Origin of the sequence: Tsukamurella hominis, from assembly GCF_965137015.1 — a bacterium.
Taxonomy (GTDB): Bacteria; Actinomycetota; Actinomycetes; order Mycobacteriales; family Mycobacteriaceae; genus Tsukamurella; species Tsukamurella hominis.
In genome coordinates, this window is sequence record NZ_CBCRZG010000004.1 from 182,612 (window position 1) to 208,717 (window position 26,106).

Sequence of the window (26,106 nt, forward strand, 5' to 3'; positions counted from 1 at the left end):
TCCACGCTGAGCCGGACCCGCCGGGAATGCAACCGTTCTGCATCGGATCTGCAACAACGGCTACCGCGGTTTGTGAGGTACGTCACCCGTGCTCTAGGTTGACGGTTGAAGGAAGGGGTTGCAATGGTGACCAGCCGATCCGGCAGAGCGAACGCACGACTGTCCGGTGTGCGCTTCCCGCTCTGGGACCGCAGCCCCGCGCTGCCCTCCCCGTCGGGCGGCGAACACCACCCCCGCGTCGACCACACGCTCCCGCTCGGCGATCCCACCGGCGGCGCCGACGCCCTCGCCTGGCGCGAGGCCGTCGACGGCCGGCTCACCTATCCCCGGGTCCACATCGACCGCAACGTCGACATCCGCATGTCCGACGGTGTCGTCCTGCGCGCGACCGTCGTGCGGCCCGCGGAGCTCGACGGGGTGCCCGTGGAGCGGCCCTACCCGGCGATCCTCAATCTCAACCCGTACAACCGGATGATCGTCGACGCGATCGACGAGACCACGCACGCCGCCTTCGTCGGGCCGGCGTTGACCAACGCCTCGAAGGCGCTCACGGGCGGCACCGTCGACTTCTCCGGCGGGCTGCTGCAGGGCTTCGGCATCAACCGCCGCCTGGTGCGCAGCGGCTACGTGCAGGTGATCGTCGATGTGCGCGGCACCGGCACGTCGCACGGCGTGTGGCAGATCCTCGGCCCGCGCGAGCAGCAGGACTCGGTCGAAGTGATGCGCTGGGCGCGCGGGCAGGACTGGTGCGACGGGAAGCTCGGCATGGGCGGCTGGTCGTACTCCGCGATCAACTCGCTGCAGGCGGCCGGGCACGCGCCGGAGGGCCTGGGCGCGGTCTTCGCGATCGAGGGCAGCGAGGACATCGTCCGCGACATCTACATCACCGGCGGCCTCCCGTCGGTGTTCATCCCGCTCTGGCTCGGCGCGGTCAACGCGCTCAAGTGGCTCTACAACCCCCGCACGCTGCTCCGCGACACCGTGAACGGCAACGTCTTCCGCTGGCTGCACAGCCGCATCGTCTCACCCGCCACGGAGATCCCGTCGGTGGTGACCGGCGTACTCACCGGCCGCGACCCCCGCGTCAACGACAACCCGTACTTCACCGAGCGGAACGCGAAGATCGAAGGCATCACCGCCCCGACCTTCCTGTTCGGCGGCTGGCACGACCTCTTCGGCCGCAGCACGCCTCGCACCTTCGCCCGCCTGAACCTGCCCGCGGGCCGCAAGCAGATGGTGATCACCGACGGCTTCCACGTCGACATGGGGGCGGGCTTCGGCGGCACCCAGGCGCCGCCGCGCATCGACGTCCTCGAGCGGGCCTGGTACGACCGCTGGCTCAAGGGCATCGACAACGGCGTCGACCGCTACGGCCCCGTCACCCTGCAGCAGCAGGGCGGCGGCTGGACCGCCGGCGAGTCCTTCCCGCGCCCCGGCGCCCGCACCCGGCGGCTCTACGCGACCCCGGCACCGTCGGGCACGGCGGAGCACGCGAAGTACGACGGTGGCCTCGCGACCTTCCCGGCGCGCCGGCGCGCGTCCGCGTCCACGCGGATCGACCTGCGCGGCCTGGCCTCGCCCGACCTGACGCAGGTGCTCGCGGGCCTGACCAAGGCCGTCCCCGCGCTGGGGCACGCCGGCGTCCAGGAGCGCGGCGCGATCTGTTTCACCTCCGCGCCGGCCGCGGTGCCGGTGCAGATCAGCGGCGCGATCAACGTGCACCTGGTGACGCAGTGCGAGGGCGAGGAGGCGATCTGGACCGTCACCGTCAACGACGTGGCGCCCGACGGCACGTCGAGGGTGCTCTCGGGCGGCGCCGTCATGGCCTCGAACCGGGCCCTGGATCCGGCGCGCAGCACCTACGACCTCGACGGCGAGCTGCTCGGCGCCTTCCACCCGCTCACCTGGTCGGCGAAGCAGAAGGTCGTGCCGGGCGAGACGATCGAGATCGACGTTGACGTGGTGCCCACCGACGCCCTGCTCGAGGAGGGCCACCGCCTGCGGGTGGACGTCTACGCCGGCAGCGTGCCCCGCTACCTGGCGACGGTCCCCGACCTGGTGAAGACCCGGTTCGGCAAGCAGACCATGCTGCTCAGCCCCGAGCAGCCGTCCTACGTGAGCCTGCAGATCGTGGGCGATCCGGGCTGGTGACGGCCGCTTCCGGGCTATCGTCGGAAGCACGATGGTGACCGGTTCCCACGCCGTCGCGTCCGCGGGTGCGGCCGCGCGGCTGCACAGCATGTTCGTCGACGGTGCGGTCGACGAGGCCGCGCTGCGCGCGTCCCACTTGCGGCACCTCATCGCCGAGAGCTGGCAGCGCAGCCGCGACCTGGGCGTGAACCCGGACGGGGAGGCCCCGTCGGGCGACGGTGCGCTCGACGCCCTGCGCGCCCGGAACCCCCTGTCCGGCGTGATGCCGGTGATCCGGCGGCTCCTCGTGGACGACTCCGCCGGCGCGATGGTGGCCGTGGGCGACCGGGACGGGACCCTGCTGTGGGTGGAGGGTGACGGTGCCGCCGTCCGCCGGGCCGCCGCGATGAACTTCATCCCGGGCGCGAACTGGAGCGAGACCGCGGCGGGGACCAACGCACCCGGCACCGCGCTGGCGCTCGACACGGAGGTGCAGATCGCCGGGTCGGAGCACTTCGCGCGGCGGGCGCACCGGTGGAACTGCACCGCCGTGCCCGTGCACGATCCGGTGACCCGCGCGCCGATCGGCGTGCTCGACGTGACCGGCGGCCCCGAGGTCGCGACGCCACAGGCCCTGGCCCTGGTGCGGGCCGCCGCGCTGGCCGTCGAGGGGCAGCTGGCGATCCTCCGGCTGGCCCCGCCCGCCCCCGCGGCGGGCCCGCGGCTGCGGCTGCTGGGCGGCCGCCCCGTGCTGGAGCGGGACGGCCGCGAGGTGCCGCTGACGGGCCGGCACGCCGACATCCTCGCCCTCCTCGCGCGGCATCCGGAGGGCCTCACCGCGGATCACCTGGCCCTGCTGCTCGACGAGCGCGATCTCGACGTGGTGACGGTCCGCGCGGAGGTCTCGCGGCTGCGTAAGACCGTCGGCGCCGACCTGCTGGGCTCGCGCCCGTACCGGCTGCTGGGCTCGCTGGCGTCCGACGCCGACGACGCCGCGCTCGCCATCCGCGCGGGCCGCGTGGCGGACGCCCTCGCCGTCTACCGCGGGCCCCTGCTCCCCAACTCCGCGGCGCCCGGCGTCGCGCGGCTGCGCACCGAGCTGGCGGAGAGTCTCCGCTCGGCCGTGCTGGCGAGCCGGGACCTGGGCCTACTCCGACGGTGGCTCGACCTGCCCGACGCGCGCGACGACGAGCACGGCTGGCGGGTGCTGCGCGCGCACGGCGATGCGCGTGCCCGCGCGGAGGCCGACGGCCGGCTCGCGGCGATCGCGATCGACCTGGCCTGACCTGGGCGGATCGGGGCTGCAACCGACTGCAACGTTGTTGCAACGGTCACTGCGTAGGGTGGAATGTGACTGACATCACGCCACTCATCTGGAGGTCCGCCATGACCGTTTACGCACGCCCCGGGGCCGCCGGCTCCCTCATGAGCTACCAGTCCCGCTACGACAACTGGATCGGCGGCGAGTGGGTCGCCCCGGTCAAGGGCCAGTACTTCGAGAACGTCACCCCGGTCACCGGCCAGGGCTTCTGCGAGGTGGCGCGGTCCACCGCCGAGGACATCGAGCTGGCGCTGGACGCCGCGCACGCGGCCGCCCCCACCTGGGGCAAGACCGCGCCGGCCGTCCGCGCGGGGATCCTGCTCAAGATCGCCGATCGCATGGAGGCCAACCTCGAGTCGATCGCCCTCGCCGAGTCCTGGGACAACGGCAAGCCGATCCGCGAGACCCTCAACGCGGACATCCCCCTCGCCATCGACCACTTCCGGTACTTCGCGTCGTGCCTGCGCTCCCAGGAGGGCGGGATCTCGGAGATCGACGAGAACACCGTCGCGTACCACTTCCACGAGCCGCTCGGCGTGGTCGGCCAGATCATCCCGTGGAACTTCCCGATCCTCATGGCCGTGTGGAAGCTGGCGCCCGCGCTGGCCGCCGGCAACGCGATCGTGCTGAAGCCGGCCGAGCAGACCCCGGTCTCGGTGCTGTACCTGTGGTCGCTCATCGGCGACCTGCTGCCCGCAGGCGTGGTGAACATCGTCAACGGCTTCGGCCTGGAGGCCGGCAAGCCGCTGGCCTCGTCGAAGCGGATCCGCAAGATCGCCTTCACCGGTGAGACCACCACGGGCAAGCTGATCGCGGGCTACGCCGCCGACAACCTCATCCCCGTGACCCTGGAGCTGGGCGGCAAGAGCCCGAACGTCTTCTTCAAGGACGTCATGGCCGCGAACGACGACTACCAGGACAAGGCGCTCGAGGGCTTCACGATGTTCGCGCTCAACCAGGGCGAGGTCTGCACCTGCCCGTCGCGCGCGCTGCTGGAGAAGCCGATCTTCGACGAGTTCCTCGAGCTCGGCTCCATCCGCACCAAGTCGATCATCCAGGGCGACCCGCTGGACACCGACACCATGATCGGCGCGCAGGCGTCGAAGGAGCAGCACGAGAAGATCCTGTCGTACATCGAGATCGGCAAGAACGAGGGCGCGACGCTGGTGACCGGCGGCGAGGCGGCCGACCTGGGCGGCGACCTCTCCGGCGGCTTCTACATCCAGCCGACCATCTTCTCCGGCACCAACGACATGCGGATCTTCCAGGAGGAGATCTTCGGCCCGGTGCTCGCGGTCACGTCCTTCGACGGCTACGACAACGCCATCGACATCGCCAACGACACGCGCTACGGCCTCGGCGCCGGCGTGTGGTCGCGCAACGGCGACGTCGCCTACCGCGCGGGCCGCGACATCCAGGCCGGCCGCGTCTGGACGAACACCTACCACCAGTACCCGGCGCACGCGGCGTTCGGCGGCTACAAGGACTCGGGCATCGGCCGTGAGAACCACAAGATGATGCTCGATCACTACCAGCAGACCAAGAACCTGCTGGTCTCGTACGCACCGGGCGCGCAGGGCTTCTTCTGATCCCCTGCCCGGGCTACGCCTGAGGGTGTCAGCGGCGCCGTCTCCCATCTGGGGGCGGCGCCGCTCGCACGTCCGGGTGCTCTCTTGGGCGGCCGGGGCCCGCGCCGTCGAACGCCCTCCAATCTTCGGTGCAATCCTGCGACGACACGCCGACGATCCTTCGCCGACACGCACCGAAGATCGGACTGAGCGATCCGCTGTCCGCTGTTCCCGCCCGACGGTGGAATATGTCGATGCGGTCGCACAATCACCCGCGTAGCCTGGGCGGATGCCCGACTCCTCCCTCGTCCCGGACCGCGTCCTGCGCGTGTATCCGGACAACGAGCCGACTCCGCTCCTCGGCGTGGACAACCTGCGCCCGCTGACCGGCGCCGACGTTGGACTGTCCGCGCAACTGACCGCCCGCATCGATGCCTGGCACGCGCTCTTCCAGGCGGAACACCTCGAACGCCACGAGTGGCGCTCCGCCGACGCCGCAGCCACCTACGCCCGCGACGGCCGCGCGATCGTCGACGCACTCGTCACCGAACTCCCCGGCTTCCTCATCGAGTACAGCCTGTGGCCGGTCGGGGACGGCGGCGGCTACGCCGGAGGCTGGGCGACGGGGTGGTCGCCGTCGGGCGAAAAACCGCTTCCGGCGGGCACAGTGGTGCGCTCCTTCGACGTCGCACGGGAGCGGTGGATCCGCCTCATGAGCGACTACAGCAGCACCGCGCTGTGGGCCACATCCGGCAACGTCGGCCCCGACAGCCTGGATCTACCGGCGGGACTCGCCGCCGAACTCCAAGCCTGGCAAGACCTCTGGGAGCGCGAGCTGGACTGGGAGACGGGCTGGAGCTCCGACGCCGCGGCGCAGCGGTACCGCGACGAGGGCCTGCGGCTGCTGCCCCTCGTCGCCGCGGAGTTGCCCGGGCACGTCGTCGAGCTGATCGCCGGCGGCAACCGGGTCTACGCGGGCGCGTGGGTCGACGGCTGGCTGCCGACCCTCCCCGAGGGGTACTACACCGCGTACCGGAACTGACTCAGTCCACCGGGATGGTGGTGGTGCCGAGCAGATCCCCGAGCTGCCACGGGTCGAGGCCGTTGGCGGCGTTCATGTCACACCGCACGCGGCCGTAGCCCTCGGGCAGCCCGCCGCCGTAACCGCTGCCGTCGGTGTACTGGTGGATCGCGAAGCGCCGCCCCAGCTCCGGCGCCCGGGCGAAGTCGGGCAGCGCGCCGTAGGAGGGCACCACGAAGGGCATGTCGGGCAGCGTCGGCCAGATCCCGATGTCGTTGGGATTGAGGTAGCCGATGCACCGGGTGGGCCGCGGGTCCGCGCCGCCGCCGCGCCAATCCGAGGCGCCCCAGGTGAAGCCGTTGAAGGCCTCCGAGTGGTCCCCGACGATCTGTCCGCCCCAGGACTCCGCGTCGGCCATCGTCACCACGTCGGGCCGGTCCTCGCCCTGCATCTCCAGGTGGACCGCGAGGGTCTCCTCCCAGTTGGGGCGGACCACGGCGTAGACGATCGCGCCGACCAGCCGGCCGTCGTCGAGCATGCGCCGCACCGTGTCCCAGTTGGCCGCGAACCTGCGGTCGCGGTAGGTGCCGTCGTTGGAGCGGATCGCGACCCACCGGTAGGGGTACTTGTCCGGCAGCTCCGGCTGCCATTCGGAGACGTCCGCGTACAGGGTGTCGCGCTGCAGCCGCGCCGCGCGCGCCCGCCTCAGTCGCTTCCTCACCCCGACCACGCTACTCCCGACACCCCTGGTCATGAGGTGCGCTTTACCCGGTCTTGGGTTGCGCGAACGACTTTCGCGCGGGCAATCTGGACCGATGCCCACTCTCGACCGGCTCGGCCGGTACTACCTGGCCGCCGCCGTCGCGCTCGTCGGCGCCGTCGTCGCCCTCGGCCTGCTCGTCGGGTGGCGACCCGTCACCGAGGCCGACGGCGAGGTGCTGGAGGAGATGATCGAGCACCGCGACTCGGCCACCACGTCGGTGATGACCCTCATCACCGACGTCTTCTCGCCGGGCGGCACCATCGCGCTCGGGGTGCTCGTCGCCGCGCTCCTCGCGTGGCGACGGTCCGCCGCCTCCGCCGTCTTCGTGCTCGGCAGCACCGCCGTCGCCTCCGCGGCCACCCTCGCGCTGAAGTACGCCTTCGCGCGGCAGCGGCCCCCGCTGATCGACCACCTCGCGAACGAGACGGACTACGGCTTCCCGTCGGGCCACGTCACGGGCACGACGGCCCTGCTCCTGGCCACGACGGTGGCCGTCACCGCCGGCTGGACCGCCCGCCGGCGGCTGCTCGCGCTCCTCGTCCCCGCCGTGGTGATCGGCGCCGTGGCGGCGAGCCGCCTGTACCTGGGCGTGCACTGGTTCTCCGACACCGCAGCCGGGTTCGCGATCGGCCTCGCGGGCGTCGCCGTCGGCCTGGCGCTGCTCCCGCCCGCGTCGTGGTCGCGCTGGGACCGCAGGCTGTCCGACACCGTCAGGAGTCGTCGCGCTCCGCGAACACGTCCCGCGCGACCAGCGTCGCATTGATCGCGCGCGGGAAGCCCGCGTACGGCACGGTGTGCAGGAACGCCTCGACGACCTCGTCGCGGGTGATCCCGACGTTCAGCGCGGCGTTGATGTGCACGCGCAGCTGCGGTTCCGCTCCCCCGAGCGCGGTGAGGACGCCGAGCGTCACCAGTTGGCGGCTGCGCGGGTCGAGGCCGGGCCGGGCGTAGACGTCCCCGAAGCCCCACGCCGCCACGTGATGTGCGAGGGCGGGACTGATCTCCCCCAGGGAGTCGATGACGGCCTGGCCGGCCTCGCCGTCGATGGCCGCCAGCACGGCGAGCCCCGCTTCGCGGCGGGCGATCGATTCGGCGCTGTCGATGTCGTACTGCTCGGGCATGGCGCTCACCTTCCGGCGGCCCGTCGTTCGCGGGCCTCGCGGCCGAGGCTAGGACTTCGAGCGCGCTCGAACGCAAGTCACGACTGCGGGACGGGGCAGGCGGCACCGTCGGCGCCGGCGATCCGGACCCGAGAGACGAAGCGCTTGCCCGTGGAGCCCTCGAGCGAGAAGCCGGCGGCGCGGCCGGGCTCGAGGTCCAGGACGAGCACGCTGTTCTCCCAGACCCGCGCCTCGCCGTCGGACACCCAGACCGGCACGTCGCGCCCGTCCCCGAGTTCGACGGTGCCGAGCCGCACGTTCGCATCGCCCACGCGGAACTCGTCGACGGGGAAGACCATCGGCGCGGAGCCGTCGCAGCAGCCGCCGCTCTGGTGGATCAGCAGCGGGCCGTTGCCGTCCCACAGCTCGCCCAGCATCTCCCGCGCCGCCTGCGTCGATTCCACCCGCTCGTCCATGCCCGCTCCCGTCGTCGCCTTCGACGGTAACGCAGCCGGAACGCAGAAACGCCGGGTCAGATGAACTGACCCGGCGTCTGCCTGTGCGCCCGAAGGGATTCGAACCCCTGACCTTCTGATCCGTAGTCAGATGCTCTATCCACTGAGCTACGGGCGCATACCCATATTCAATTCTCGCCGGTCCGAAGACCGACGTGGCGGAGGCGAGAGGATTTGAACCTCCGGTCCGGTGTTGGCCGGACAACTCATTAGCAGTGAGTCCCATTCGGCCGCTCTGGCACGCCTCCAAATCGGACGCGATGCGCGAGCGATCCTTACGGGTCACGCGCAACCGCCGAGCAGCTACATTACACAACCTCTCCGCAACCCACAAAACCGCTGGTCATCTTCCGTTCACGTGCGGGCCGCGCGCCGCTCAGATCGGCTCCGGCGTGAGCACGTCCTCCCAGGTGAGGTCGATGCGCGCGTCGGCGGTGCCGACCATGCGCCGCACGACGTCGGCCGTCAGTGCCCGGAGGCGCTCGCCACCGTCGAACAGCGTGCGCGAACGCCCGTCCGCCCCTACCGCGACGAGGTGGACGTGGAGGGCGGTCAGCGCGCCGCCGGTGAGATCGAGCGCGACGTCGGCGACGGCGGCGGACTCGGCGGCCGCGGTGTCGGAGAGCGCCGCCGTGATCGCCTTCGAAAGGGCCAGCTCGGTCACCGAGACCCCCTGCCGCACCGTCGCGATCGGGCGGGAGCGCCGGGGCAGCGCGGACACCTGCTGGGCGACGGCCTCGCGCAGCCGGTCGATGGCGTCGGCGCCCCAGCGCGGATCGACCTCGGGCGCCTCGGTATCGGGTCCGGACAGCCCGGCGAGCCGACGCGTCGCGTCGGCAATCCAATCGGTGGCCTGCGCCGGTCCGGCGTCGCCACTCTCCACTCGCCTGAAACTCATCGCTCCCCCAGTGTGACCACGTCCTGTCGGATTGCACAACGGTCCGGCCTCGGTGGGCCGCGTCGGATCGCTCATGGCCAGTACTCCCCCAGCGTCTCCGCGAGGCGCTGCCGCGTCCGCTGGAGGTGGCCGCGTACCGACCCCTCCGTCGTCCGCAGAACGCCCGCGATCTCGGCGATGGAGAGCCCGTCGACCTCGCGGAGCCACCACGCCGCGCGGGCCGGGTACGGCAGGCGCCCCAGCTCCCGGGCGAGCGCGTCGAGGAAGTCCCGGTCGGTCGCCTTCTCGACGGGGCCGGGCTCCCGCGCGACGGCCTCGTCGACGGCCTCCGAGTCGACGACGGGCGCGCGGCGACGCAGCACGTCAGCGGTCTTGCGGGCCGCGATCGAGAACAGCCACGTCCGCAGGGTCGAGCGGAAGGCGAAGCTCGGGAGCGCCTTCCACGCGGCGATGAGGGATTCCTGCACGATGTCGTCGCAGTCGCTGCGTTCGGGCATCGTCCGCGCGACGAAGCGATGCAGGGCGGGCGCGTGGCGCTGCACGAGCACGTCGAAGGCCGCGGCGTCGCCACGCTGGGCGCGCCTCGTCAGGGTCTCGTCGGACAGCGACGGCAGCAGCTCCGAGTCGAACAACCACCCTCCAAATGTGAGATGGGTCACAATCGCGTGCCGATCTCCGCGAGCCGGCGACTCACCCAGTGTGCCGGAACGGATCCCGGTACATCAGTCGACACAAGGGAGACCGAACATGACCTCGACCACCACCAAGCCCGCCGCGACCGCCGACGAGTCGACGGCGACGAAGCCCGGGACCGCGGTCGCGACGCAGGTCGGGCGCGGCAGCACCAACATCGCCGACGTGGTCGTGTCCAAGATCGCCGGTATCGCGGCCCGCGAGGTCGACGGTGTCTACGACCTCGGCGGCCAGGCCGCCCGCGTGGTCGGCCGGATCCGCGAGACCCTCCCCGGCGCACCGGACCTCACGCAGGGCGTCACCGTCGAGGTCGGCGAGCGGCAGGCCGCGGTCGACGTGACGATCGTCGCCGAGTACGGCGTCGCGATCCACGACCTGGCCGCCGGCATCCGCAGCAACGTCATCGACGCCGTCGAGTCCATGACCGGTCTCGAGGTGACCGAGGTCAACGTGACCGTCCACGACGTCCACTTCGCCGACGACGACGATGTCGCCACCGGTGAGACGTCGACGGAGTCGCGGGTCCAGTGAGCGCCGCACGCGCCGCCCGGGTCGACGGCGTCGTGGCCGCCGTGACGGCGATCGACGGCGTCGTCGGCGTCCACGCCGGCGGGCCCGGCTCCCCCGCCACGTACCTCCCGGGCCGGACGGTGCGCGGCGTCCGGCTCGACGACGACGGCGGACAGGTCTCCGTCGTGCTCGAGTTCCGGCGCGATCTCGACCTCGTCGACCTCGCGGACCGGGTCCGCGCGGCCGCCTCCGACGCCGCGGGAGTCCCCGTGGACGTCGTCGTATCCGATATAGCGGTGTCCGACCAGGGCGCCGCAGCAGCGAAGGAGTTCACCGCATGACGCCAGGACACTTCACCGTGTGGGGAGGCGTGATCGGCCTGCTCGTGGCGATCGCCGTCGTGGTCGGCGGCCTCGTCGGCCTCCTGCTCGCGATCGTCCTCGGCACGGCCGGCGCGGCCGTCGGCGCACACCTCGACGGTCTCATCGACCTCACCGCCCTGCGGCGCCGCGACCGGAGCTGACCATGACCACCGATTCGGTGACCCCGGACGCCCCGGTTACCCCCGACGACACCGGCGCCGAGCGTCCCGCCGACACCGCCGGCCGCGGCCGGACCGTCATCGACGACCGCGTGCGGCGTCGGCTGATCGAGCACGCCGCGCTCTCGGTGCCCGGCACCGAACGGGTCCGCGGGCTCACGACGCGGCAGCTGCCCGCGGTGCGCTTCGCCGACCGCGCACGCAATGACATCGACGTGCAGATCGCCGCGCAGTGGCCGCTCGACTCCGCCCGCCTCGTGCCCGCGGTCCGGTCCGCGGTCGACGACGAGCTCGCCCGCAGCCTCGGCGCGGCCCCGAAGGAGGTGCACGTGCACATCACCCGGATCAGCGACGAACGCTCCGGCCCCCGCACCGCGCACGCGCCCGGCACCGTCACCACCACGGCCGACGACGCTCCCACGGCCCGGGACCTGCGCCGCCACGCACCGCGCCGCACCGCCGGCGCCAGCATCGCGACGGTGCCGTTGCTGCTCGCCGTCGTCGCGCTGGGCGTGATCGCGGTCCGCGACGCCCTGGTCTCGCTCGGCTGGGTCGCCGGGAGCCGCTGGATCGACGCGGTGCCCCGCATCGCCGACGACGTGCGGTGGTCCTGGTGGGCCTGGCCCGCGACGGTCGGCGCCATCGTGCTGGGCCTCGTGCTGCTGATCGCCGCACTGAAGCCGCGCCGGCGCAGCCACACCCCCGTCTCCGACGAACTCTGGTTCCACCGGCGGATCGACCCCGACCGCCGCAGCGCCGAGGAGGTGGCCCGATGAAGGGCTCGACCCGCGTCATCGACCGGATCGTCGCCGGCCTCGTCGGGCTGGTGCTGCTCGGCGGGGGCCTGTGGGCGCTCGGCGACCGGCTCGGACAGCGGACCGCGGCCGACGCCGCCGACCGCGTCTCGGTCCCGACGATCGTGCGCCTGCCCGACCAGCCGTGGTGGCCCGCCGTCACCGGAGCGGCCGGCGCGGTGCTGGTGCTGGTGGCGCTGTGGCTCCTCGTCCGGCACCTGCGCAGCTCCGCCTCGCGGACCGCGCACGTCCCGGGCGACGGCACCGTCGACCTGGGGCGCGTGGCCGACGCCGTCGCCGCCGACCTGGGGCGCAGCCCCCTGATCCGGCGCGCCCGCCCGTCGACCGTGATCGAGAAGGGGCGGCCCGTCATCCGGGTGGCGGTCGCGATCTCCCCCGGCGCGCCCGTCGACGAGCTCACCGCCCTGGCGGCCGCCGCCCGCCACGACGTGGCCGCCGCGACCGGGCCCGGCGTCGCGTTCCAGGTCCTCGTGAACGACCGGCGCGGCGGCGGAGGACGCGACCACGGCATCGCCGACGACGCCGATTAAACGCTCTCCGATCGTTGAAAGCCGCAGCTCCGTCGCGATCGCAATCGATAACGCAGCGCGGTTGGCCGTCTCGGCGCACAATCAAGGCCTCGAGGATCCGCCTCGGGGGAACACATCGGGTGTATCGGAAGGATCACGCATGGGCATCGCAGACGACGCGAAGAGCAAGGCCGAGGAGCTCAAGGGCCGCGCCCAGGAGGCCGCCGCGGCCGCCGGCGAGAAGGTCGACCAGGCCACCGCCGCCGCCAAGGAGAAGGCGGGCGAGTTCGCGGACAAGGTCAAGGGCGACGCGGACTCCCTCAAGGACAAGCTCTCGGGCAACTGATGTCCTCGGCCACCGGGGCCGGTCCACGAGACCCGCCTCGGTGGCCCCGCGGGGCGGACCGTCGGTCTACCCTGGCCGGGTGGCCATTGAGAACTCCTCCCGTCCCGCGCCGCTGAGCATCCGCTCCGATCTCGACGCGCTCCCGGCGTACGTTCCGGGGAAGTCCGCGCCGGGCGCGATCAAGCTCGCCTCCAACGAAATCGTCGACGGTCCGCTGCCGTCGGTCGCCGCGGCCCTCGCCGAGGTGCTCCGCAACGCCAACCGCTACCCCGACAACGGGGCGGTGGCCCTCAAGGCCGAGCTGGCGAAGCTCACGGGCGCCACCGAGGAGCAGTTGCACGCGGGCTGCGGCTCCGTCGCCCTCTGCCAGGACCTGGTCCAGGTCACGTGCCGCCCCGGCGACGAGGTGATCTTCGCGTGGCGCAGCTTCGAGGCCTACCCGATCGTGACCCGCGTCGTCGGCGCGACGCCGGTCCAGGTGCCGCTCACCGCGGAGCACGCGCACGACCTCGACGCCATGGCCGCCGCGATCACCGACCGCACCCGCCTGATCTTCGTCTGCAACCCGAACAACCCGACGGGCACGACGGTCTCCGAGGAGGCCCTCGAGGCGTTCCTCCAGAAGGTTCCGTCGCACGTGATCGTCGCCCTCGACGAGGCGTACTACGAGTACCACCGCGCCAACGAGGTGACCGGCGAGCGCATCGACGGCGCCGCCCTGATCGCCCGGCACCGCAACGTGATCGCGCTGCGCACCTTCTCCAAGGCCTACGGCCTCGCGGGCGTGCGCGTCGGCTACGCCATCGCCGACCCGGAGCTCATCGCCGCGCTCACCAAGGTGCACCTGCCCTTCTCCGTCAGCGTGCCCGCGCAGGCCGCCGCCATCGCCTCGGTGCACGCCAACGACGAGCTGCTCGCCCGCACCGAGGCCGTCGTCGCCGAGCGCGCCCGCGTCCGGGACGCGTTGCTGCAGGCCGGTTTCGAGGTCCCGCACACGCAGGCCAACTTCGTCTGGCTCCCGCTGGGCACTGACGCGGTGCGGTTCACCACCGACGCCGCCGAGACCGGCCTCCTGGTCCGGGGCTTCGACGGTGCCGGCGTCCGCGTCACCGTCACCGTGCCGGAGGAGAACGACGCCTTCCTCGCCTTCGCCACGAAGTGGCAGCGATGAGCCTCGGCAAGTACGAGTTCGCCTTCACCGCACACGTTCCCGTCCGCTGGTCGGACATGGACGCGCTGGGCCACGTGAACCACGCGCGGATGGTCACGCTGCTGGAGGAGGCCCGCATCCAGTGGTTGCTCTCCGCCGGCGAGAAGTACGCGCCGCTGATCAAGAGCGCCTTCATCGCCGACGTCGCGATCAAGTACAAGGCGCAGCTGTACCACGAGGATTCGCCGGTGCAGGTGGGCATGTACATCGCGTCGAACCGCAGCGTCGACTTCACCATCGGCTACGAGGTCCGCGCGAAAGGCGCCGCGCCCGAGTCCAAGCCGGCGATCCTCGCGACCACGCAGATGGCGGTCGTCGACATCGAGAAGCGCAGCCTGCGCCGCCTCACCGACGAGGAGAAGACCTACCTCGCGTCCTGGTCGCGCGGCTGAGCCGGCGCGGGCTTCCACGCCTTCGGAGCCTCCCCCGGAAGGGCCGAATCCGGTAGCACCGCACCGGTCCGCGCGCCCGCACCGGCCCCACCCGAACCGGCGCCCGGCCCCGAGCCGGGCAGGGCGCGCCGCGTACCGTCGGGCAGCGCGGGCGGGAGGTCGCCCCGCGCGCCCATGATCTGCCCGGCGACCCGACGCGCACTCTGCGTGGAGATCTCGCGCTCGCCGGCGCGCTGCACCAGCTCGTGGATCTGCTGGTCGATCGACTCGATCGACATCCGTCGCGGCCGCTTGGAATCGGCGACGTCCACGAGGTCGCCGACCCGCGTGAGCGCGGTGACCCGGTCGACGAGCTCCTCCCAGACCTTGTCTAGTTCGCTCGAGCGCGTGCCGTCGGCGAGGCCGGGCGCGTACCGCAGCTGACCCCAGACGGACTTGAGCTGCACCACGTCGGCAGAGATCTGCACCAGGTCGGTCGGCAGATCCAGCTGGCCGAGCTGCTCGTCGAATTCGCCGGCGCTCACCGACCGCGAATAGCTCACCTTGTCGTAGACCAGGCCGGCGACGAACAGCAGCACGTCGTAGCGGTCCTCGAAGACGAGCAGGCCCTCGTCGGGCGCGCCGTGCCCGTCGACCCAGCCCGCGAGCTGCGGGGCGAGCCGCAGGGCCGGCCCCGCCACTCGCGCGACGGTCCGCGCCGCGACTGCGGCGGCCGACGGGGTGACCGGCAGCGGCGTCAGGCACAGCGCGTCGAACAGGGCGTCGCGCTCGTCGAGGTCGAGGTGCACCGCGTCCTTGCGGGCGCGGCGCACGGCGCGGACGCCCGCGGCGAACGAGATGCGGTTCAGGGTGAAGGCGTGCCGGAACCCGGCGAGCTTGCGCCGCGCGTCCGCGCCGCGGACCGCGTCGGCGGCCGCCTTGGCCTGCTGCAGCGGGTTGGGCGGGGCCCCGTCGGCCGAGGGCGGCGGCGCCTCGTGCTCGGCGATCCGGCTGAGCCGGCGCAGCTTGGAGTACCCGCCGATGTCCGGGAAGGCGCGCTCGGTGTCGAACCGGTTGAGCACCACCTCGCGGGCGGCGGGCTGCAGGTGCCCCGCGGCGATGAGCAGCGCGGCCTCGTCGGAGAGCTCGCGCCGCGGCATGGGGATGGCGCGGGCGTCGCACCAGCGGCGCACCGGCGCCTCGATGTGCACTTCAGGCTCCTGCGCGGACATCCGTCACCCCCTTCTGCGTCGACGTGCGCCTCTCATCATCCCCGAAGGGCAGCGCCGCGCGCAGCGCCCACGCGAGCACGATGGTGACGACCGAGGTCGCGAGGAAGGCCACAGCGATGTTCCCGGTGAACGGCCGCCAGCCGAAGACGTCGAGGAGCAGCACGTCCATCGCGATGAGGTGCACCAGGAAGTACTCGTACGAGATCCCGCCCAGCCACACCATCGGGCGGCTGCCGAGCAGCCGGTGGTACGGCGACCGCGACCCCGGCGCCAGCCCCAGCGGCGCGATCAGCGCGGCCGCGATCAGCAGGTACAGCGCCGACTTCACCAGCGCCTCCACCTGGCTCGCCGGCACCATCGTCGGCGGCCCGCCGATCACCGGCAGGGCGGAGACGACGAACCCCGTGAGGGCGACGGCGAGGCAGGCGGGCGTGGCCCACGCCGGCCACCGCCGGACCAGCGGGACCGCGACCGTCAGCGCCATGCCCCCGACGAACCACCACAGGTAGGCGGGCGGCCACATGCGCGCGGTGCGCTCGATCTCGGGGGCGATCATGATCCACACGGGCGTGATCGCGGCGACGCCGGCGAGGCCCGCCAACAGCCGCGCGGGCCGCCACCGGTACCGGCAGAGGAGCGCGGTGAGCGCCCAGCCGATCAGCGGGAGCGCCAGATAGAAGGCCACCTCCACGGCGAGGCTCCACGCCTGGGTGAGCCCGACGCGCAGATGCCCGAAGCCGTAGATCTGGGTGAAGGTGAGGTTCCGCAGCAGCCCGTCGACGCCGCGGCCCGACGGGTTCGGCTCGTGCCGGACGAGGCCCAGGGCGTACACGGCGACGACGACCACCCAGTACGCCGGTACGACGCGCCGGAACCGGTGCCAGGCGTAGCGCCGCAGGTCGGGTTGGTGCCCCGCGCCGTCCTGCAGCAGCCGCACCCACGGCCGGAACAGCAGGAAGCCCGACAGCGCGAAGAAGATGGGGACGCCGATCTCGAACCGCGCCCAGAGGTGGCCGGCGAAGTCGTCGGTGTAGTGCCCCGTCGAGAAGGCGGCGTGCGTCAGGCACACCGTGGCCGCCGCGACGGCACGCAGCCCGGTGAGCGGCGCTACCCGACTCTGCATCCCCTCATTTTGCCCGGTGCCCCCCGTGCCCCGTCCAGCCGCCCGGGCGGCGGCCGCCCGGGCCCGACGGTGCGCGGCTCACGCGACCGGGGCCTCCCGGAAGACGCGACGGTAGCCGAGCGGCGTCATACCGGTATCGCGCCGCAGGTGGGCCCGCAGGCTGGCGCCGGTGCCGAGGCCGGAATCCCGGGCGACGGCGTCGACAGACAGCTCGCTGGTCTCCAGCAGCTCGCGGGCGCGGTCGAGGCGGCGGCGCAGGATCCACGCCCCCGGCGTCTGCCCGGTCTCCTCGCGGAACCGCCGATTGAAGGTGCGCACCGACATCCCCGCGCGCCGCGCGAGCACCTCGACCGAGAGGTTCTCGTGCAGGTTCCGGACGGCCCAGTCCCGCGGTTCGACGGTGCTGCCCGCCCCGCTCACGGGCACGGGGACGTCGACGAACTGCGCCTGCGTCCCTTCGCGGGCGGGCGGCACCACGCAGTGCCGCGCGACCTTGTTGGCGACGGCCGCGCCGTGGTCGGAGCGGATCAGGTGCAGGCACAGGTCGAGGCCGGCGGCGAGCCCGGCGGAGGTGAAGACGTCGCCGTCGTCGGTGAACAGGACGTGGTCGACGAGGCCGACGGCGGGGTAGAGCTTGCGCAGCTGCGCGCCGTACTTCCAGTGCGTGGTCACAGCACGACCGTCGAGCAGGCCCGCGGCGGCGAGGACGAAGGCGCCGGTGCAGATGGAGACGATGCGGGTGCCCGGGCGGATGGTCGCGAGGGCGGCGCGGATGTCGTCGGGGAGCGTGCCGTCGAACCGGGGGCCGTTGATCTTCGTGCCCGGCACGATCACCGTGTCGGCGAGGGCGAGCGCCTCGGGGCCCGCCTCGGGCGTGATCGCGTAGCCGCCCGTCGCGCGGACGGGATTGCGGTCGACGCCGCACGTGATGACGCGGTACAGGGGCCGGTCGGCCTCGTCGGTGGCCTCGGAGAAGCACAGCGGCGGGATCGCGGCGTCGAAGCCGACGATGGGTTCCAGCAGCAGGACGGCGACGGTGTGCATGGCACGATTCTTTCATATCTTGTCATTGATGCCACTGGTTCGGGTCCGCCGAATCCGGGAATCTGGTCCGGTGACTACACCGCTGAGGCGCCTGCGCGCGCCGCACTACGCCTGGATCGTGGCCGGCATCGCCTTCGTGACGATGCTGGGTGCGGCCGGTTTCCGGTCCGTGCCCGGCGTCATGATGGACCCGCTGCACGTGGAGTTCGGCTGGTCGCACGCGACGATCGGCGCGGCGATGTCGGTGAACATGGCGCTGTTCGGGCTCACCGCGCCGTTCTCCGCCGCGCTCATGGACAAGCTGGGCGTGCGGCCGGTGGTCATCGGCGCGCTGACGCTCGTCGCCGCGGGCACCGGGCTCGCCGTGTTCATGACCGACGCCTGGCAGCTGGTGCTGCTGTGGGGCGTGCTGGTCGGCCTCGGCACCGGCTCGCTGTCGACGGCCTTCGTCGCCACCATCGCGATGCGCTGGTTCGTCGCCCGACGGGGCCTCGTGACCGGCGTCCTGACCGCCGCCAGCGCCACGGGCCAGTTGATCTTCCTGCCCGTGGTCGCGGCGCTGTCCGAGGCGCACGGCTGGCGGACGGCGACGCTCGTGGTGACCGCCGTGGCGGTCGCGGTGATCCCCGTCGCCGGGCTGTTCCTCCGGTCGTGGCCGGCGCAGCTGGGCCTGCCGCCCTTCGGCGCCGACGAGGTCGCGCCGCCGCCCCCGCCGACGCGCGGCGCGGTGCGCGCGGCCTTCGCGGGCCTGGCGATGGGCGCCCGGCGCCCCGCCTTCTGGCTGCTCGCCGCGAGCTTCGCGATCTGCGGCGCGACGACCAACGGCCTGCTGCAGACGCACTTCATCCCCGCCGCCGGCGACCACGGCATGCCCGCGACCACGGCCGCGTCGCTGCTCGCGGTCATCGGCGTCTTCGACGTGGTCGGCACCATCGCCTCGGGCTGGCTCACCGACCGCGTCGACTCGCGGATCCTGCTGGTGGTCTACTACCTCGGCCGCGGGCTCGCGCTCGCGCTGCTGCCCGCGCTGCTCTCCCCCGGCATCGCGCCCGGTCTGCTGGTCTTCATCCTGTTCTACGGCCTCGACTGGGTGGCGACGGTGCCGCCCACGATGGCGCTGGCCCGCGAACACTTCGGGGAGTCCACGCCGGTCGTCTTCGGCTGGATCTTCGCCTCGCACCAGCTGGGCGCCGCGGTCGCGGCCTTCGGCGCCGGCTACATCCGCGACGCCTCGGGCGGCTACGACCCGGCCTTCTACACCGCGGGCGCGCTCTGCGTGGCCGCCGCCGCGATGTGCTGGGTGGTCCCGCGTGCCCGCGCTCGCGCGGCCGAGCCCCAGCCCGTCGCGGTCTGATCGCCCGACAGCAGGATCAGACGGAGGCCTCGCTGAACAGGCGCAGCCCCTCGGCGCGGACCCGCGCCGGATCCGCGGCCGGGAGAACGCCCGCGAGCCGGACCCCGGCCACGACCCCCGCGGCGGCGGGACCGCCGGCCTCGGGCCGGTCCTCGGGCCACATCGTGGCCTCACGCACCTCGCGGTAGTCGACGGTGGCGGGGTCGATGTCCAGCTCGCCCGAACGCTCGCGCACGTAGACGCCGGTCTCCTCGAGCAGCACCTCGACGGTGCCCAGCATCGTCGGCGCAGGCCCGGCGTCGTGCCAGCCCAGGCTCACGATGAGGTCCGTGCGGTAGGGATCGGTCACGGAGAAGCCGAGCTGCGCATACAGGTCGCCGACCCGCACCAGCCCCGTCTCGGGATCCCAGTCGAGCACCTCGGGCGCCGGGTATCCCGGCCGCCGGCTGGGGTGCAGGGTGAGCGAGCCGCGCACGGCCCCGCCGACGCGGGGTACCGCGCCGCAGCACTGGTACTCCCAGTTCGAGATGTGCACGTACAGCAGCGATACGTCCAGCGACAAAGGAGAATTCACGACCTTGTACCGAGCGTTCGACGATCCGCGGTAGTGGTTCCGCGGGGTCCCGGCGTACCTCCGCGGCTATCGTAGCCACGCTCTGGCCGGACCGATGCGATTGCATTCGCCGTGCCGCTGAGACGTGCGCTCCAGCGGCGCCGGCGGGCGTGTCGACGAGGTCTCGCGGCTCAGGCGCACGTCCCGGCGGGCACGTCGTATCCGAGGGTCAGCAGAAGCCGCACTCTCCGTTGGCGGCGAGCTGGGTGAAGCAGTTGGGGCACAGCTTCGCCGGGCGGGGTTCGGGCTTGGCCGGTGCCGCGGCCTTGGCGGGCCGGGCCGACGGCGCCTTCGCCGCCCGCGGTGCGGCGGGGGTGCGAGCCTTGACCACGCGGCCGTTCGACGCGGCCTTCGCGGGCTTCACCTTGGCGACCCGCGCGGCGGCGACCCGACGGGCCTCCTCCAGCTTGGGGGTGAGCTGCGGTGCCGCGCCGGCGGGCATCGTCGCCCCGAAGTGCAGGTAGCAGGCGAATCGCGCCGCGGCCGCGTGCTGATCGAGGTTCTCGGGAACGGGCAACCCCGCCGCGGCGACGGCGTAGGCGTAGCCCTCGCCGACGGTCTGGTCGTGGGCGACCATCAGCGCGACGAGGGGCGGCTCCCCGGCGGCCTCGCAGCGGTCCGTCACGCGGCGCTGCAGCGCGGCGATCCACAGGCGCACGGGGGCACGAGTGGCGACGCCGGCGTCGGCCTGCGCGCGGGCGGCGAGTTCGGCGAAGGAGATGAACGATCCGTACCGGCCGGCCAGCTCGACGAGGGCGGCGTGCGCCGTCTCGGCCCACAGATCCAGCGCCTCGGAGAAGGGCACGGACAGTTCGTTGGCGGTGCGCCACGCTTCGAGGTCGGTCGGGTCTTCGGGGACGGCAGCACCGGCTTCACTCACCGACTCATTTTACGGCGATCCATGGGGTGCAACGCAAACCGTCGACGTCGACGTGAACTCGACCACACCCGTGCGCCCGCCGAGACCAAGTCGGGTCGGAGTTTCTTGGAGGTTCGGACAAGCCCGGAGAGCGCCCGCGCCGATAGCTTGGTCAGCATGCCGAACGAAACCAGCGCCGCCCCGCTGACCCCCGAAGAGATCAGCGCGCGCACCGCGAGCGCCGTCGGCCACCACTACGTGCACCGCGACACGTACCTCGTGGGCCGCGAGAAGATCCGCGAATACGCACTCGCCTCCCAGTTCTCCGACCCGGTCCACTTCGACGTCGAAGCGGCGCGCGCCGCCGGCTACACCGACCTGGTCGCGCCGCCGATGCTCGTGAGCGTCGCGGGCATCGTCTCCAACCGCCCGCTCTTCGACGACTCCGTGATCGGGTACGGCGCCAGCCAGTTGATCCAGGCCGACGAGGCGATGACCTACCACCGGCCCGTGGTCGCGGGCGACGAACTCACCATCCACGTGTACGTCGACAAGCACCGCCGCGTCGGCGGGTACGACATGGTCACGCTCCGCAACGAGATGTACGCGCAGGACGGCGAGCACCTGGTCACGCTCTCCACCACGCTCATCGGCGGCTCGCCCGACGGCGACGAGGCCGGGGACTTCAGCGAGGCCGCGAAGAGCGTGGTGATGCACGGCGTCGTCATCGCCTGACCGCGACGACGCCGCCGGGCGGTCACCGCGCGAACTGCCGCACCACGTCGTAGCCGAGCTTGCAGATGAACGCCGAGACGACGACGAGGAAGACCACCTTGACGAAGCCACTGCCCTTCGCAACGGCGGTCCGCGCGCCGAGGTAGCCGCCCGCGACGTTGGCGCACGCCATGGCGACGCCGAGCTTCCAGTACCCCGCGCCCTGGGGTAGGAAGACCACGAGCGAGGCGAGGTTGGTCGCGAAGTTGGCGACCTTCGCCTTCGCGGAGGCCTCCAGGAAGGCGTAGCCCATGAGGCCGACCATCGCGAAGACGAGGAACGATCCGGTGCCCGGGCCGAGCGCACCGTCGTAGACCCCGATCGCGAACCCGGCCACCCCGGCCGTCACGAGATGACGGTGCCCGCGGTAGCGCAGGTCCGTCTCGTCGCCGAGGTCGGGCTGGCGCAGCGTGTAGACGAAGACCGCGACGAGCGCGGCCAGGATGATCGGGTTGAACGCCGATCGCGGGATGTGCGAGGCGATGAGCGAGCCCGCGATCGCGCCGGCGAACGCGGGGACGGCCAGCGCGACGGCGGTCCGCCAGTCGGGCCGTACGCGCCGCCAGTAGGTGACGCTGCTCGTCGTCGTGCCGGCGATCGAGGCCATCTTGTTGGTCGCGAGCAGGTGGACCGGCGCGGCGGTCGGGAAGGCGATGAGCAGCGCGGGCAGCTGGATCAGCCCGCCCCCGCCCACGACGGAGTCGACCCAGCCGGCCGCGAGGGCGGCGAGCAGCAGGAGCAACAGGGTCGTCGTGGTGATGTCGGGCACCGGTCGATCGTGCTGTAATGGCCTTGTGCATATCAACCCTTACGGCGAGGGGCCGGTGCTGCTCGCGGTCGACCTGGCGAACGCCCCGGCCGTCGACCTCGACGACCTGGTCCGACGGTGCGATGCGCACGACATGCTCGTCGAGACCGTCGGCGCGGAGGACTTCGCAGGCTGCCGCGCCCTGATCGACGCCTGGCTCACTGTGGTGGACGCGGACGATGTCGCGACCCGGGTGCAGCGGCTCAACGCGCTGCTCGCCGAGCACGCCTCCCATCCGCGCGTCACCGACCATGCCGGCACCGGCTGGCACATCCACTACCGCGAGTCCGGCGCGACGCTCACCGGCCAGCTCGCGGTCCTGATCCTCACCGGGACGGCGCTGCACCTGACCACGCGCGGCATGGGCCGGCTGGGCCGGTGCGCCTCGTCGGACTGCGCAGCGGTGTTCGCGGACGTCTCCCGCAACGGCCGGCAGCGGTACTGCTCGCCGCGCTGCGGCAGCCGGGAGGCGGTGCGCCGCCACCGCGCGGCCTGACCCGGCGACGAATCCTGTATTCAGGATCACAGGATTTGATATTCCGAATGAGGGTTGTCGATACTTGCCCTCATGACCACCCCCACGGCCGGCCCGACGTGCCGGTTCTGCGACGCCGCACCCGCCCTCGAGACGACGGTGCGCGGCCACCAGGGCTTCCTCATCGCGATGCGTTTCCTCAAGCAGAAGGGCCCGTTCTGCCGCACCTGCGGCGTCGCGACCGTCCGGGACATGTCCGCGAAGAGCCTCTGGCAGGGCTGGCTCACGCTCGTCTCCGTCGTCGTCAACCCGCTCACCCTGCTGTGGAACCTGTCCGTGTGGGTGCGCCTGCGCCGCCTCCCCGAACCGGAACCCGCCTCGGCGCCGCACCTGGATCCGGGCAAGCCCCTGTACCAGCGGCTCGCGATGCTGGGCCTGCTCATCCCGGTGGCGATGATCGGCACGATCGCCTACTTCGGCCAGCGCGACGTGGCGGGAGCAACGGTCGGCGACTGCGTCTCGATGTCGGGCACGGGGAGCAACGCCGATTCCGACAAGGTGGACTGCTCCGATGCGAGCGCCCGGTACCGGATCGTCGGCAAGCTGAAGAACACGACCGACGACTCCGGCTGCGCGGAGTATCCGACCGCCACGGTGTCCTACACGATGAAACGCAAGACCGGATCGATCGTCGTGTGCCTGGAGCCGCTCAAGGCCGAGTAGTCGACTCGTCCGCCAGCGGCCTGCGCGCCAGCCAGGCGGCGACCACGGCACCGGAGACGTTGTGCCACAGCGAGAAGACCGCGGAGGGCAGTGCCGCGAGCGGCGAGAAGTGGGCGGTGGCCAGCGTGGCTGCCAGGCCCGAGTTCTGCATCCCGACCTCGAACGCGAGGGCGCGGCGGGCGCGGTCGTCGAGGCGCCCCACCTTGCCGGCCAGGTAGCCCAGGCCGAGCCCGAAGCCGTTGTGCAGCACCACTGCGAGGAAGACGATGCCGCCCGCCGCGGCGAGCTTGCTCGCGCTGCCGGCCACCACGATCGCGACGATGAAGGCGATGACGAGCGCGGAGGCCCACGGCAGTACGGGAAGCGCCCGCGCGACCAGGCTCTTCGCGAATCGCCGCGCCAGGACGCCGAGGATCACCGGCAGCAGAACGGTTTTGACGATGTCGATCACCATGCCGCCGGCGTCGATGGGCAGGTAGGAGCCCGCGAGGAACAGCACCAGCAGCGGCGTCACGATCGGGGCGATGAGCGTGGAGACGCTCGCCACCGCGACCGACAGCGCGACGTCGCCCTTGGCCAGGAAGGCCATGACGTTCGACGCCGTGCCGGACGGCGCACAGCCCACGAGGATCACGCCCACCGCCAGCTCGGGCTCGAGGTTCAGGCCGTGGGCGATGACCCAGCCCGCGCCCGGCATGATCACGTAGTGCGCGACGATGCCGAGCACGACCGCCCAGGGCCGCTTCGCCACGGAGGCCAGGTCGGGCGGGGTCAGCGTGAGGCCCATGCAGAACATGATCACGCCGAGCAGGTACGGCACCGAGGGCGCGAGCGGCGTGAACGTGCTCGGCGTCAGGTAGCCCACGACGCCCGCCACCAGGACCAGGAGCGGGAAGACGGTGACCGCCGTCCGCGCGATCCGTGCCTCCGCCGCGAGGGCGGGGTTCTCGGGGGTTCCGGGCGGCGGGGACGCAGACATTCTTCGATAGTCTCACTTCCCAGTCGTGCGGGTCCATCGCCCTCCCCAACACTCCACACCGATCTCACGGCAGCTCACCGAGCCGGAGTTCGACCGAGCCAATCGAGCGGCTCGAAGGCCTGAGCGGCGAGACCACCAACCAGGACCACGGCAAGCGCCACCCAACTCCGCGTTAAGGCCCGCACGGAAACCTCATCAACGACACCACGAGAGAGCGCGTACCGCACACGTCCACCTCGAGTTCGGCACCGCGGAAGCTCGACGCCTCCTCGCTCCGGACACCACCCCGCCACAGGTTAGGAAGCCATGAACAAGTCCACTCGAATCGGTGCGGCGCTCGCACTGTTCGCCCTCGCCGCCACCACGCTGGGCGCCACGGCGTCTGCGGACACGATCACCTACGGAGCCGCCGCGAACTTCGAGTTCCGAGACCCGGGGTTGGAGACGACCGTCTACTTCGCCCCCGGACACCCCGCGCACAATGTCCGGTTGTGGGCTGACAGCGAGGCCGGGAACCTTACGTTCAGCATCCGGATGTTCGCAGGAGAGGACGTCGTTTGGACCGCCTCCGGTCAGTCGGACCGCGTCTACTTCGTGGGAAGCAACGTCACGAAGATCGAGATGTCGAGGGACTGCATGTGCCGCGGCCGGAACGGAGTCCAGGCCCGCGACTAGCGGCGATTGCGGCGCTCGGCCGGCGTGCGGCCCTGCTCGCCCAGCGGCGCGTCGAGGATCTTCTCGGGTCCGAGGATCGACCCGCGCAGCCGCAGCCGCAGGCGGAGGTCGAGGAGCATGAGCTGCGCGTAGAGCCGAATCGCCTGCGGATTCACGACATCGGCGACGCGGAGCACGCGGAGGAGCCGTTCGAACCAGAGCTGTTCGGCCTCGGACCACTCCCAGCCCATCAGGTCTCGGAACTCCGGCGGGAGGTTCCCGCGGGTGAGGAAGTGGTTGAGGGGGCCGAAGATCTTGGCGAGGATCCAGCCCGGGGCGCCGAGGGCTTCGTTGAGGAACATGAAGTCCGAGAGGGACTTCAGATCGTCCCGGACCTCCGGGGCGATCGAGAGGCGGGGCAGCATCGAGTCCCAGTAGTCCTCGAACTCCTGCCAGCTCTGCGGCCATTCCGTCTCTTTGACGTTGACGCCGGTCGCGAGTGGGGCAGCGGCGGGGGTGAGGATGTCGAGGGTCGCGCGGTCGAGCGGACCGTAGAGGAACTCGTACTGGTCGATGTAAAAGCGGTACAGGCACGCCGCGACCCAGAGCTGGAGATCGCGGGCGTTGCCGCTGTACTTGACCGGGCTGCTCGCGGTCGAGTGGACGTGCGCGTGCACCTTCCGCATCTCCTCCCGGAAGGCTGACCGGTCGGACTCGTTCCCGACCACCGAGACCACGAGGTGCTGCCCCGTCGTCCGCAGACGCTTGAAGGGCCTGCGGCGGGGGCTCCCGGAGACCACCCGGCTCTCGTGCACGCCGTGCCCCACCGCGGGCAGCGAGAGTTGCATGATGATGTTCGCGACGCCGCTCGTCAGGCCCACAATCGTCATGAGGTCGGCGAGGGTTTCGGGCTGCCGCGCACGGCGGGAGCGGGTCAGAGCCTGATCGATGACAGCCATATCTCTATCATGCAGTCGCAAGTCGACACTTACAGCCGATTCGAGAATATTCGATAACTTCGGGCCGACTCGGCAGACGACCGCTTCGCGCCCTGCGTCGTGTGGGCACCGGCCAGAGCCCTGCCGGAGCCGCTACCGTTACCTGTGTGGCTTGTGAACCGCACGCGCTCGGCCGAGAGCCGATGACTGCCCCTGCGA

Annotated in this window: 31 protein-coding genes and 2 tRNA genes; 18 read left to right on the plus strand and 15 right to left on the minus strand. The window is 72.0% G+C overall.

Annotated elements, in window-relative coordinates:
* Nucleotides 1–123 precede the first annotated feature (123 nt).
* The 4 genes from ACM9LD_RS07575 (at nt 124) to ACM9LD_RS07590 (ending at nt 6,061) form a co-directional block, all read left to right on the plus strand.
* The gene (locus tag ACM9LD_RS07575; RefSeq protein WP_415676119.1) at nt 124–2,151 is read left to right on the plus strand and encodes a CocE/NonD family hydrolase; all 2,028 of its coding nucleotides are present in this window, start codon (nt 124–126) and stop codon (nt 2,149–2,151) included.
* A gap of 31 nt (nt 2,152–2,182) precedes the next feature.
* The gene (locus ACM9LD_RS07580; protein WP_415676120.1) at nt 2,183–3,415 is read left to right on the plus strand and encodes a GAF domain-containing protein; all 1,233 of its coding nucleotides are present in this window, start codon (nt 2,183–2,185) and stop codon (nt 3,413–3,415) included.
* Between the two features lie 101 nt (nt 3,416–3,516).
* On the plus strand, nt 3,517–5,040 hold the full coding sequence (gene exaC, locus ACM9LD_RS07585) for an acetaldehyde dehydrogenase ExaC (RefSeq protein ID WP_415676121.1): 1,524 nt from the start codon (nt 3,517–3,519) through the stop codon (nt 5,038–5,040).
* A 268-nt stretch (nt 5,041–5,308) separates the two neighbouring features.
* On the plus strand, nt 5,309–6,061 hold the full coding sequence (locus ACM9LD_RS07590) for a hypothetical protein (RefSeq protein ID WP_415676122.1): 753 nt from the start codon (nt 5,309–5,311) through the stop codon (nt 6,059–6,061).
* 1 nt (nt 6,062) lies between these two features.
* Here ACM9LD_RS07590 and ACM9LD_RS07595 read toward each other — a convergent pair whose 3' ends face one another.
* Nucleotides 6,063–6,761: a hypothetical protein gene (locus tag ACM9LD_RS07595; protein ID WP_415676123.1), complete on the minus strand. Its 699-nt coding sequence runs from the start codon at nt 6,759–6,761 to the stop codon at nt 6,063–6,065.
* A gap of 94 nt (nt 6,762–6,855) precedes the next feature.
* On the opposite strand from ACM9LD_RS07595, the gene ACM9LD_RS07600 reads away from it, so the two are divergent.
* Entirely contained in the window at nt 6,856–7,566 is a 711-nt protein-coding gene (locus tag ACM9LD_RS07600; protein ID WP_415676124.1) for a phosphatase PAP2 family protein, read from the plus strand.
* On the opposite strand, the gene ACM9LD_RS07605 is transcribed toward ACM9LD_RS07600, so the two are convergent.
* The 6 genes from ACM9LD_RS07605 to ACM9LD_RS07630 all read right to left on the minus strand — a co-directional run bounded on the left by ACM9LD_RS07605 (nt 7,514) and on the right by ACM9LD_RS07630 (nt 9,948).
* Complete coding sequence (locus ACM9LD_RS07605) at nt 7,514–7,924, minus strand: carboxymuconolactone decarboxylase family protein (protein ID WP_415676125.1); 411 nt, start codon at nt 7,922–7,924, stop codon at nt 7,514–7,516. The genes ACM9LD_RS07600 and ACM9LD_RS07605 overlap by 53 nt on opposite strands.
* A 77-nt stretch (nt 7,925–8,001) precedes the next feature.
* Complete coding sequence (locus ACM9LD_RS07610; RefSeq protein WP_415676126.1) at nt 8,002–8,379, minus strand: DUF779 domain-containing protein; 378 nt, start codon at nt 8,377–8,379, stop codon at nt 8,002–8,004.
* 84 nt (nt 8,380–8,463) lie between these two features.
* Nucleotides 8,464–8,536 (minus strand) — tRNA-Arg (locus ACM9LD_RS07615).
* A gap of 38 nt (nt 8,537–8,574) precedes the next feature.
* Nucleotides 8,575–8,666, minus strand: a tRNA-Ser gene (locus ACM9LD_RS07620).
* A 128-nt stretch (nt 8,667–8,794) separates the two neighbouring features.
* Nucleotides 8,795–9,316: a hypothetical protein gene (locus ACM9LD_RS07625; protein ID WP_415676127.1), complete on the minus strand. Its 522-nt coding sequence runs from the start codon at nt 9,314–9,316 to the stop codon at nt 8,795–8,797.
* A gap of 71 nt (nt 9,317–9,387) precedes the next feature.
* Nucleotides 9,388–9,948: an RNA polymerase sigma factor gene (locus ACM9LD_RS07630; RefSeq protein ID WP_224647766.1), complete on the minus strand. Its 561-nt coding sequence runs from the start codon at nt 9,946–9,948 to the stop codon at nt 9,388–9,390.
* Nucleotides 9,949–10,063: 115 nt separating this feature from the next.
* On the opposite strand from ACM9LD_RS07630, the gene ACM9LD_RS07635 reads away from it, so the two are divergent.
* From ACM9LD_RS07635 to ACM9LD_RS07670, 8 genes are all read left to right on the plus strand, one after another.
* Nucleotides 10,064–10,540 carry an Asp23/Gls24 family envelope stress response protein gene (locus ACM9LD_RS07635; RefSeq protein ID WP_415676128.1) on the plus strand — a complete coding sequence of 159 codons (477 nt, stop codon included), beginning with the start codon at nt 10,064–10,066 and terminating at the stop codon, nt 10,538–10,540.
* Nucleotides 10,537–10,860, plus strand: coding sequence for a hypothetical protein (locus tag ACM9LD_RS07640; protein WP_415676129.1), 324 nt, complete (start codon nt 10,537–10,539; stop codon nt 10,858–10,860). The genes ACM9LD_RS07635 and ACM9LD_RS07640 overlap by 4 nt, the downstream gene beginning before the upstream one ends.
* On the plus strand, nt 10,857–11,042 hold the full coding sequence (locus ACM9LD_RS07645) for a DUF2273 domain-containing protein (RefSeq protein WP_259141377.1): 186 nt from the start codon (nt 10,857–10,859) through the stop codon (nt 11,040–11,042). The genes ACM9LD_RS07640 and ACM9LD_RS07645 overlap by 4 nt, the downstream gene beginning before the upstream one ends.
* A gap of 2 nt (nt 11,043–11,044) precedes the next feature.
* Nucleotides 11,045–11,836: a hypothetical protein gene (locus ACM9LD_RS07650; RefSeq protein ID WP_415676130.1), complete on the plus strand. Its 792-nt coding sequence runs from the start codon at nt 11,045–11,047 to the stop codon at nt 11,834–11,836.
* Nucleotides 11,833–12,405: an alkaline shock response membrane anchor protein AmaP gene (locus tag ACM9LD_RS07655; RefSeq protein WP_415676131.1), complete on the plus strand. Its 573-nt coding sequence runs from the start codon at nt 11,833–11,835 to the stop codon at nt 12,403–12,405. Before ACM9LD_RS07650 ends, ACM9LD_RS07655 begins: the two co-directional genes overlap by 4 nt.
* 139 nt (nt 12,406–12,544) lie before the next feature.
* A complete protein-coding gene (locus ACM9LD_RS07660; protein WP_068526054.1) occupies nt 12,545–12,730 on the plus strand; it encodes a hypothetical protein in 186 nt (61 codons plus the stop codon).
* 112 nt (nt 12,731–12,842) lie between these two features.
* Complete coding sequence (gene hisC / locus ACM9LD_RS07665; protein WP_415676230.1) at nt 12,843–13,901, plus strand: histidinol-phosphate transaminase; 1,059 nt, start codon at nt 12,843–12,845, stop codon at nt 13,899–13,901.
* The gene (locus tag ACM9LD_RS07670) at nt 13,898–14,332 is read left to right on the plus strand and encodes an acyl-CoA thioesterase (RefSeq protein ID WP_415676132.1); all 435 of its coding nucleotides are present in this window, start codon (nt 13,898–13,900) and stop codon (nt 14,330–14,332) included. The genes hisC and ACM9LD_RS07670 overlap by 4 nt, the downstream gene beginning before the upstream one ends.
* On the opposite strand, the gene ACM9LD_RS07675 is transcribed toward ACM9LD_RS07670, so the two are convergent.
* From ACM9LD_RS07675 to ACM9LD_RS07685, 3 genes are all read right to left on the minus strand, one after another.
* A complete protein-coding gene (locus ACM9LD_RS07675; RefSeq protein WP_415676133.1) occupies nt 14,305–15,543 on the minus strand; it encodes a hypothetical protein in 1,239 nt (412 codons plus the stop codon). The two genes, ACM9LD_RS07670 and ACM9LD_RS07675, sit on opposite strands and share 28 nt — an antisense overlap.
* Nucleotides 15,524–16,666 (minus strand): acyltransferase family protein, encoded by a 1,143-nt coding sequence (locus ACM9LD_RS07680; protein ID WP_415676134.1) that lies wholly within the window; start codon nt 16,664–16,666, stop codon nt 15,524–15,526. Before ACM9LD_RS07680 ends, ACM9LD_RS07675 begins: the two co-directional genes overlap by 20 nt.
* Nucleotides 16,667–16,744: 78 nt before the next feature.
* Entirely contained in the window at nt 16,745–17,710 is a 966-nt protein-coding gene (locus tag ACM9LD_RS07685; protein WP_415676135.1) for a GlxA family transcriptional regulator, read from the minus strand.
* A gap of 28 nt (nt 17,711–17,738) precedes the next feature.
* Here ACM9LD_RS07685 and ACM9LD_RS07690 point away from each other — a divergent pair, with 28 nt between their 5' ends.
* Entirely contained in the window at nt 17,739–19,064 is a 1,326-nt protein-coding gene (locus ACM9LD_RS07690; RefSeq protein ID WP_415676136.1) for an MFS transporter, read from the plus strand.
* Nucleotides 19,065–19,080: 16 nt separating this feature from the next.
* Here ACM9LD_RS07690 and ACM9LD_RS07695 read toward each other — a convergent pair whose 3' ends face one another.
* Nucleotides 19,081–19,638 carry a hypothetical protein gene (locus tag ACM9LD_RS07695; protein WP_415676137.1) on the minus strand — a complete coding sequence of 186 codons (558 nt, stop codon included), beginning with the start codon at nt 19,636–19,638 and terminating at the stop codon, nt 19,081–19,083.
* Nucleotides 19,639–19,846: 208 nt separating this feature from the next.
* Nucleotides 19,847–20,557, minus strand: a complete 711-nt coding sequence (locus ACM9LD_RS07700) for a hypothetical protein (protein ID WP_415676138.1) — start codon at nt 20,555–20,557, stop codon at nt 19,847–19,849.
* A 156-nt stretch (nt 20,558–20,713) separates the two neighbouring features.
* Between ACM9LD_RS07700 and ACM9LD_RS07705 the strand changes: the two genes are divergently transcribed.
* Entirely contained in the window at nt 20,714–21,271 is a 558-nt protein-coding gene (locus ACM9LD_RS07705; RefSeq protein ID WP_415676139.1) for an FAS1-like dehydratase domain-containing protein, read from the plus strand.
* Between the two features lie 22 nt (nt 21,272–21,293).
* Here ACM9LD_RS07705 and ACM9LD_RS07710 read toward each other — a convergent pair whose 3' ends face one another.
* Entirely contained in the window at nt 21,294–22,079 is a 786-nt protein-coding gene (locus tag ACM9LD_RS07710) for a sulfite exporter TauE/SafE family protein (RefSeq protein WP_415676140.1), read from the minus strand.
* A 25-nt stretch (nt 22,080–22,104) separates the two neighbouring features.
* Here ACM9LD_RS07710 and ACM9LD_RS07715 point away from each other — a divergent pair, with 25 nt between their 5' ends.
* Together ACM9LD_RS07715 and ACM9LD_RS07720 are read left to right on the plus strand one after the other, a co-directional pair.
* Nucleotides 22,105–22,614, plus strand: a complete 510-nt coding sequence (locus ACM9LD_RS07715) for a CGNR zinc finger domain-containing protein (protein WP_415676141.1) — start codon at nt 22,105–22,107, stop codon at nt 22,612–22,614.
* Between the two features lie 72 nt (nt 22,615–22,686).
* The gene (locus ACM9LD_RS07720; protein WP_415676142.1) at nt 22,687–23,316 is read left to right on the plus strand and encodes an LppU/SCO3897 family protein; all 630 of its coding nucleotides are present in this window, start codon (nt 22,687–22,689) and stop codon (nt 23,314–23,316) included.
* Here ACM9LD_RS07720 and ACM9LD_RS07725 read toward each other — a convergent pair.
* A complete protein-coding gene (locus ACM9LD_RS07725) occupies nt 23,303–24,295 on the minus strand; it encodes a bile acid:sodium symporter family protein (protein WP_415676143.1) in 993 nt (330 codons plus the stop codon). The genes ACM9LD_RS07720 and ACM9LD_RS07725 overlap by 14 nt on opposite strands.
* A gap of 306 nt (nt 24,296–24,601) precedes the next feature.
* Here ACM9LD_RS07725 and ACM9LD_RS07730 point away from each other — a divergent pair, with 306 nt between their 5' ends.
* Entirely contained in the window at nt 24,602–24,970 is a 369-nt protein-coding gene (locus ACM9LD_RS07730; protein ID WP_415676144.1) for a hypothetical protein, read from the plus strand.
* Here ACM9LD_RS07730 and ACM9LD_RS07735 read toward each other — a convergent pair.
* On the minus strand, nt 24,967–25,908 hold the full coding sequence (locus ACM9LD_RS07735) for an oxygenase MpaB family protein (protein ID WP_415676145.1): 942 nt from the start codon (nt 25,906–25,908) through the stop codon (nt 24,967–24,969). The genes ACM9LD_RS07730 and ACM9LD_RS07735 overlap by 4 nt on opposite strands.
* Nucleotides 25,909–26,106: the final 198 nt, after the last annotated feature.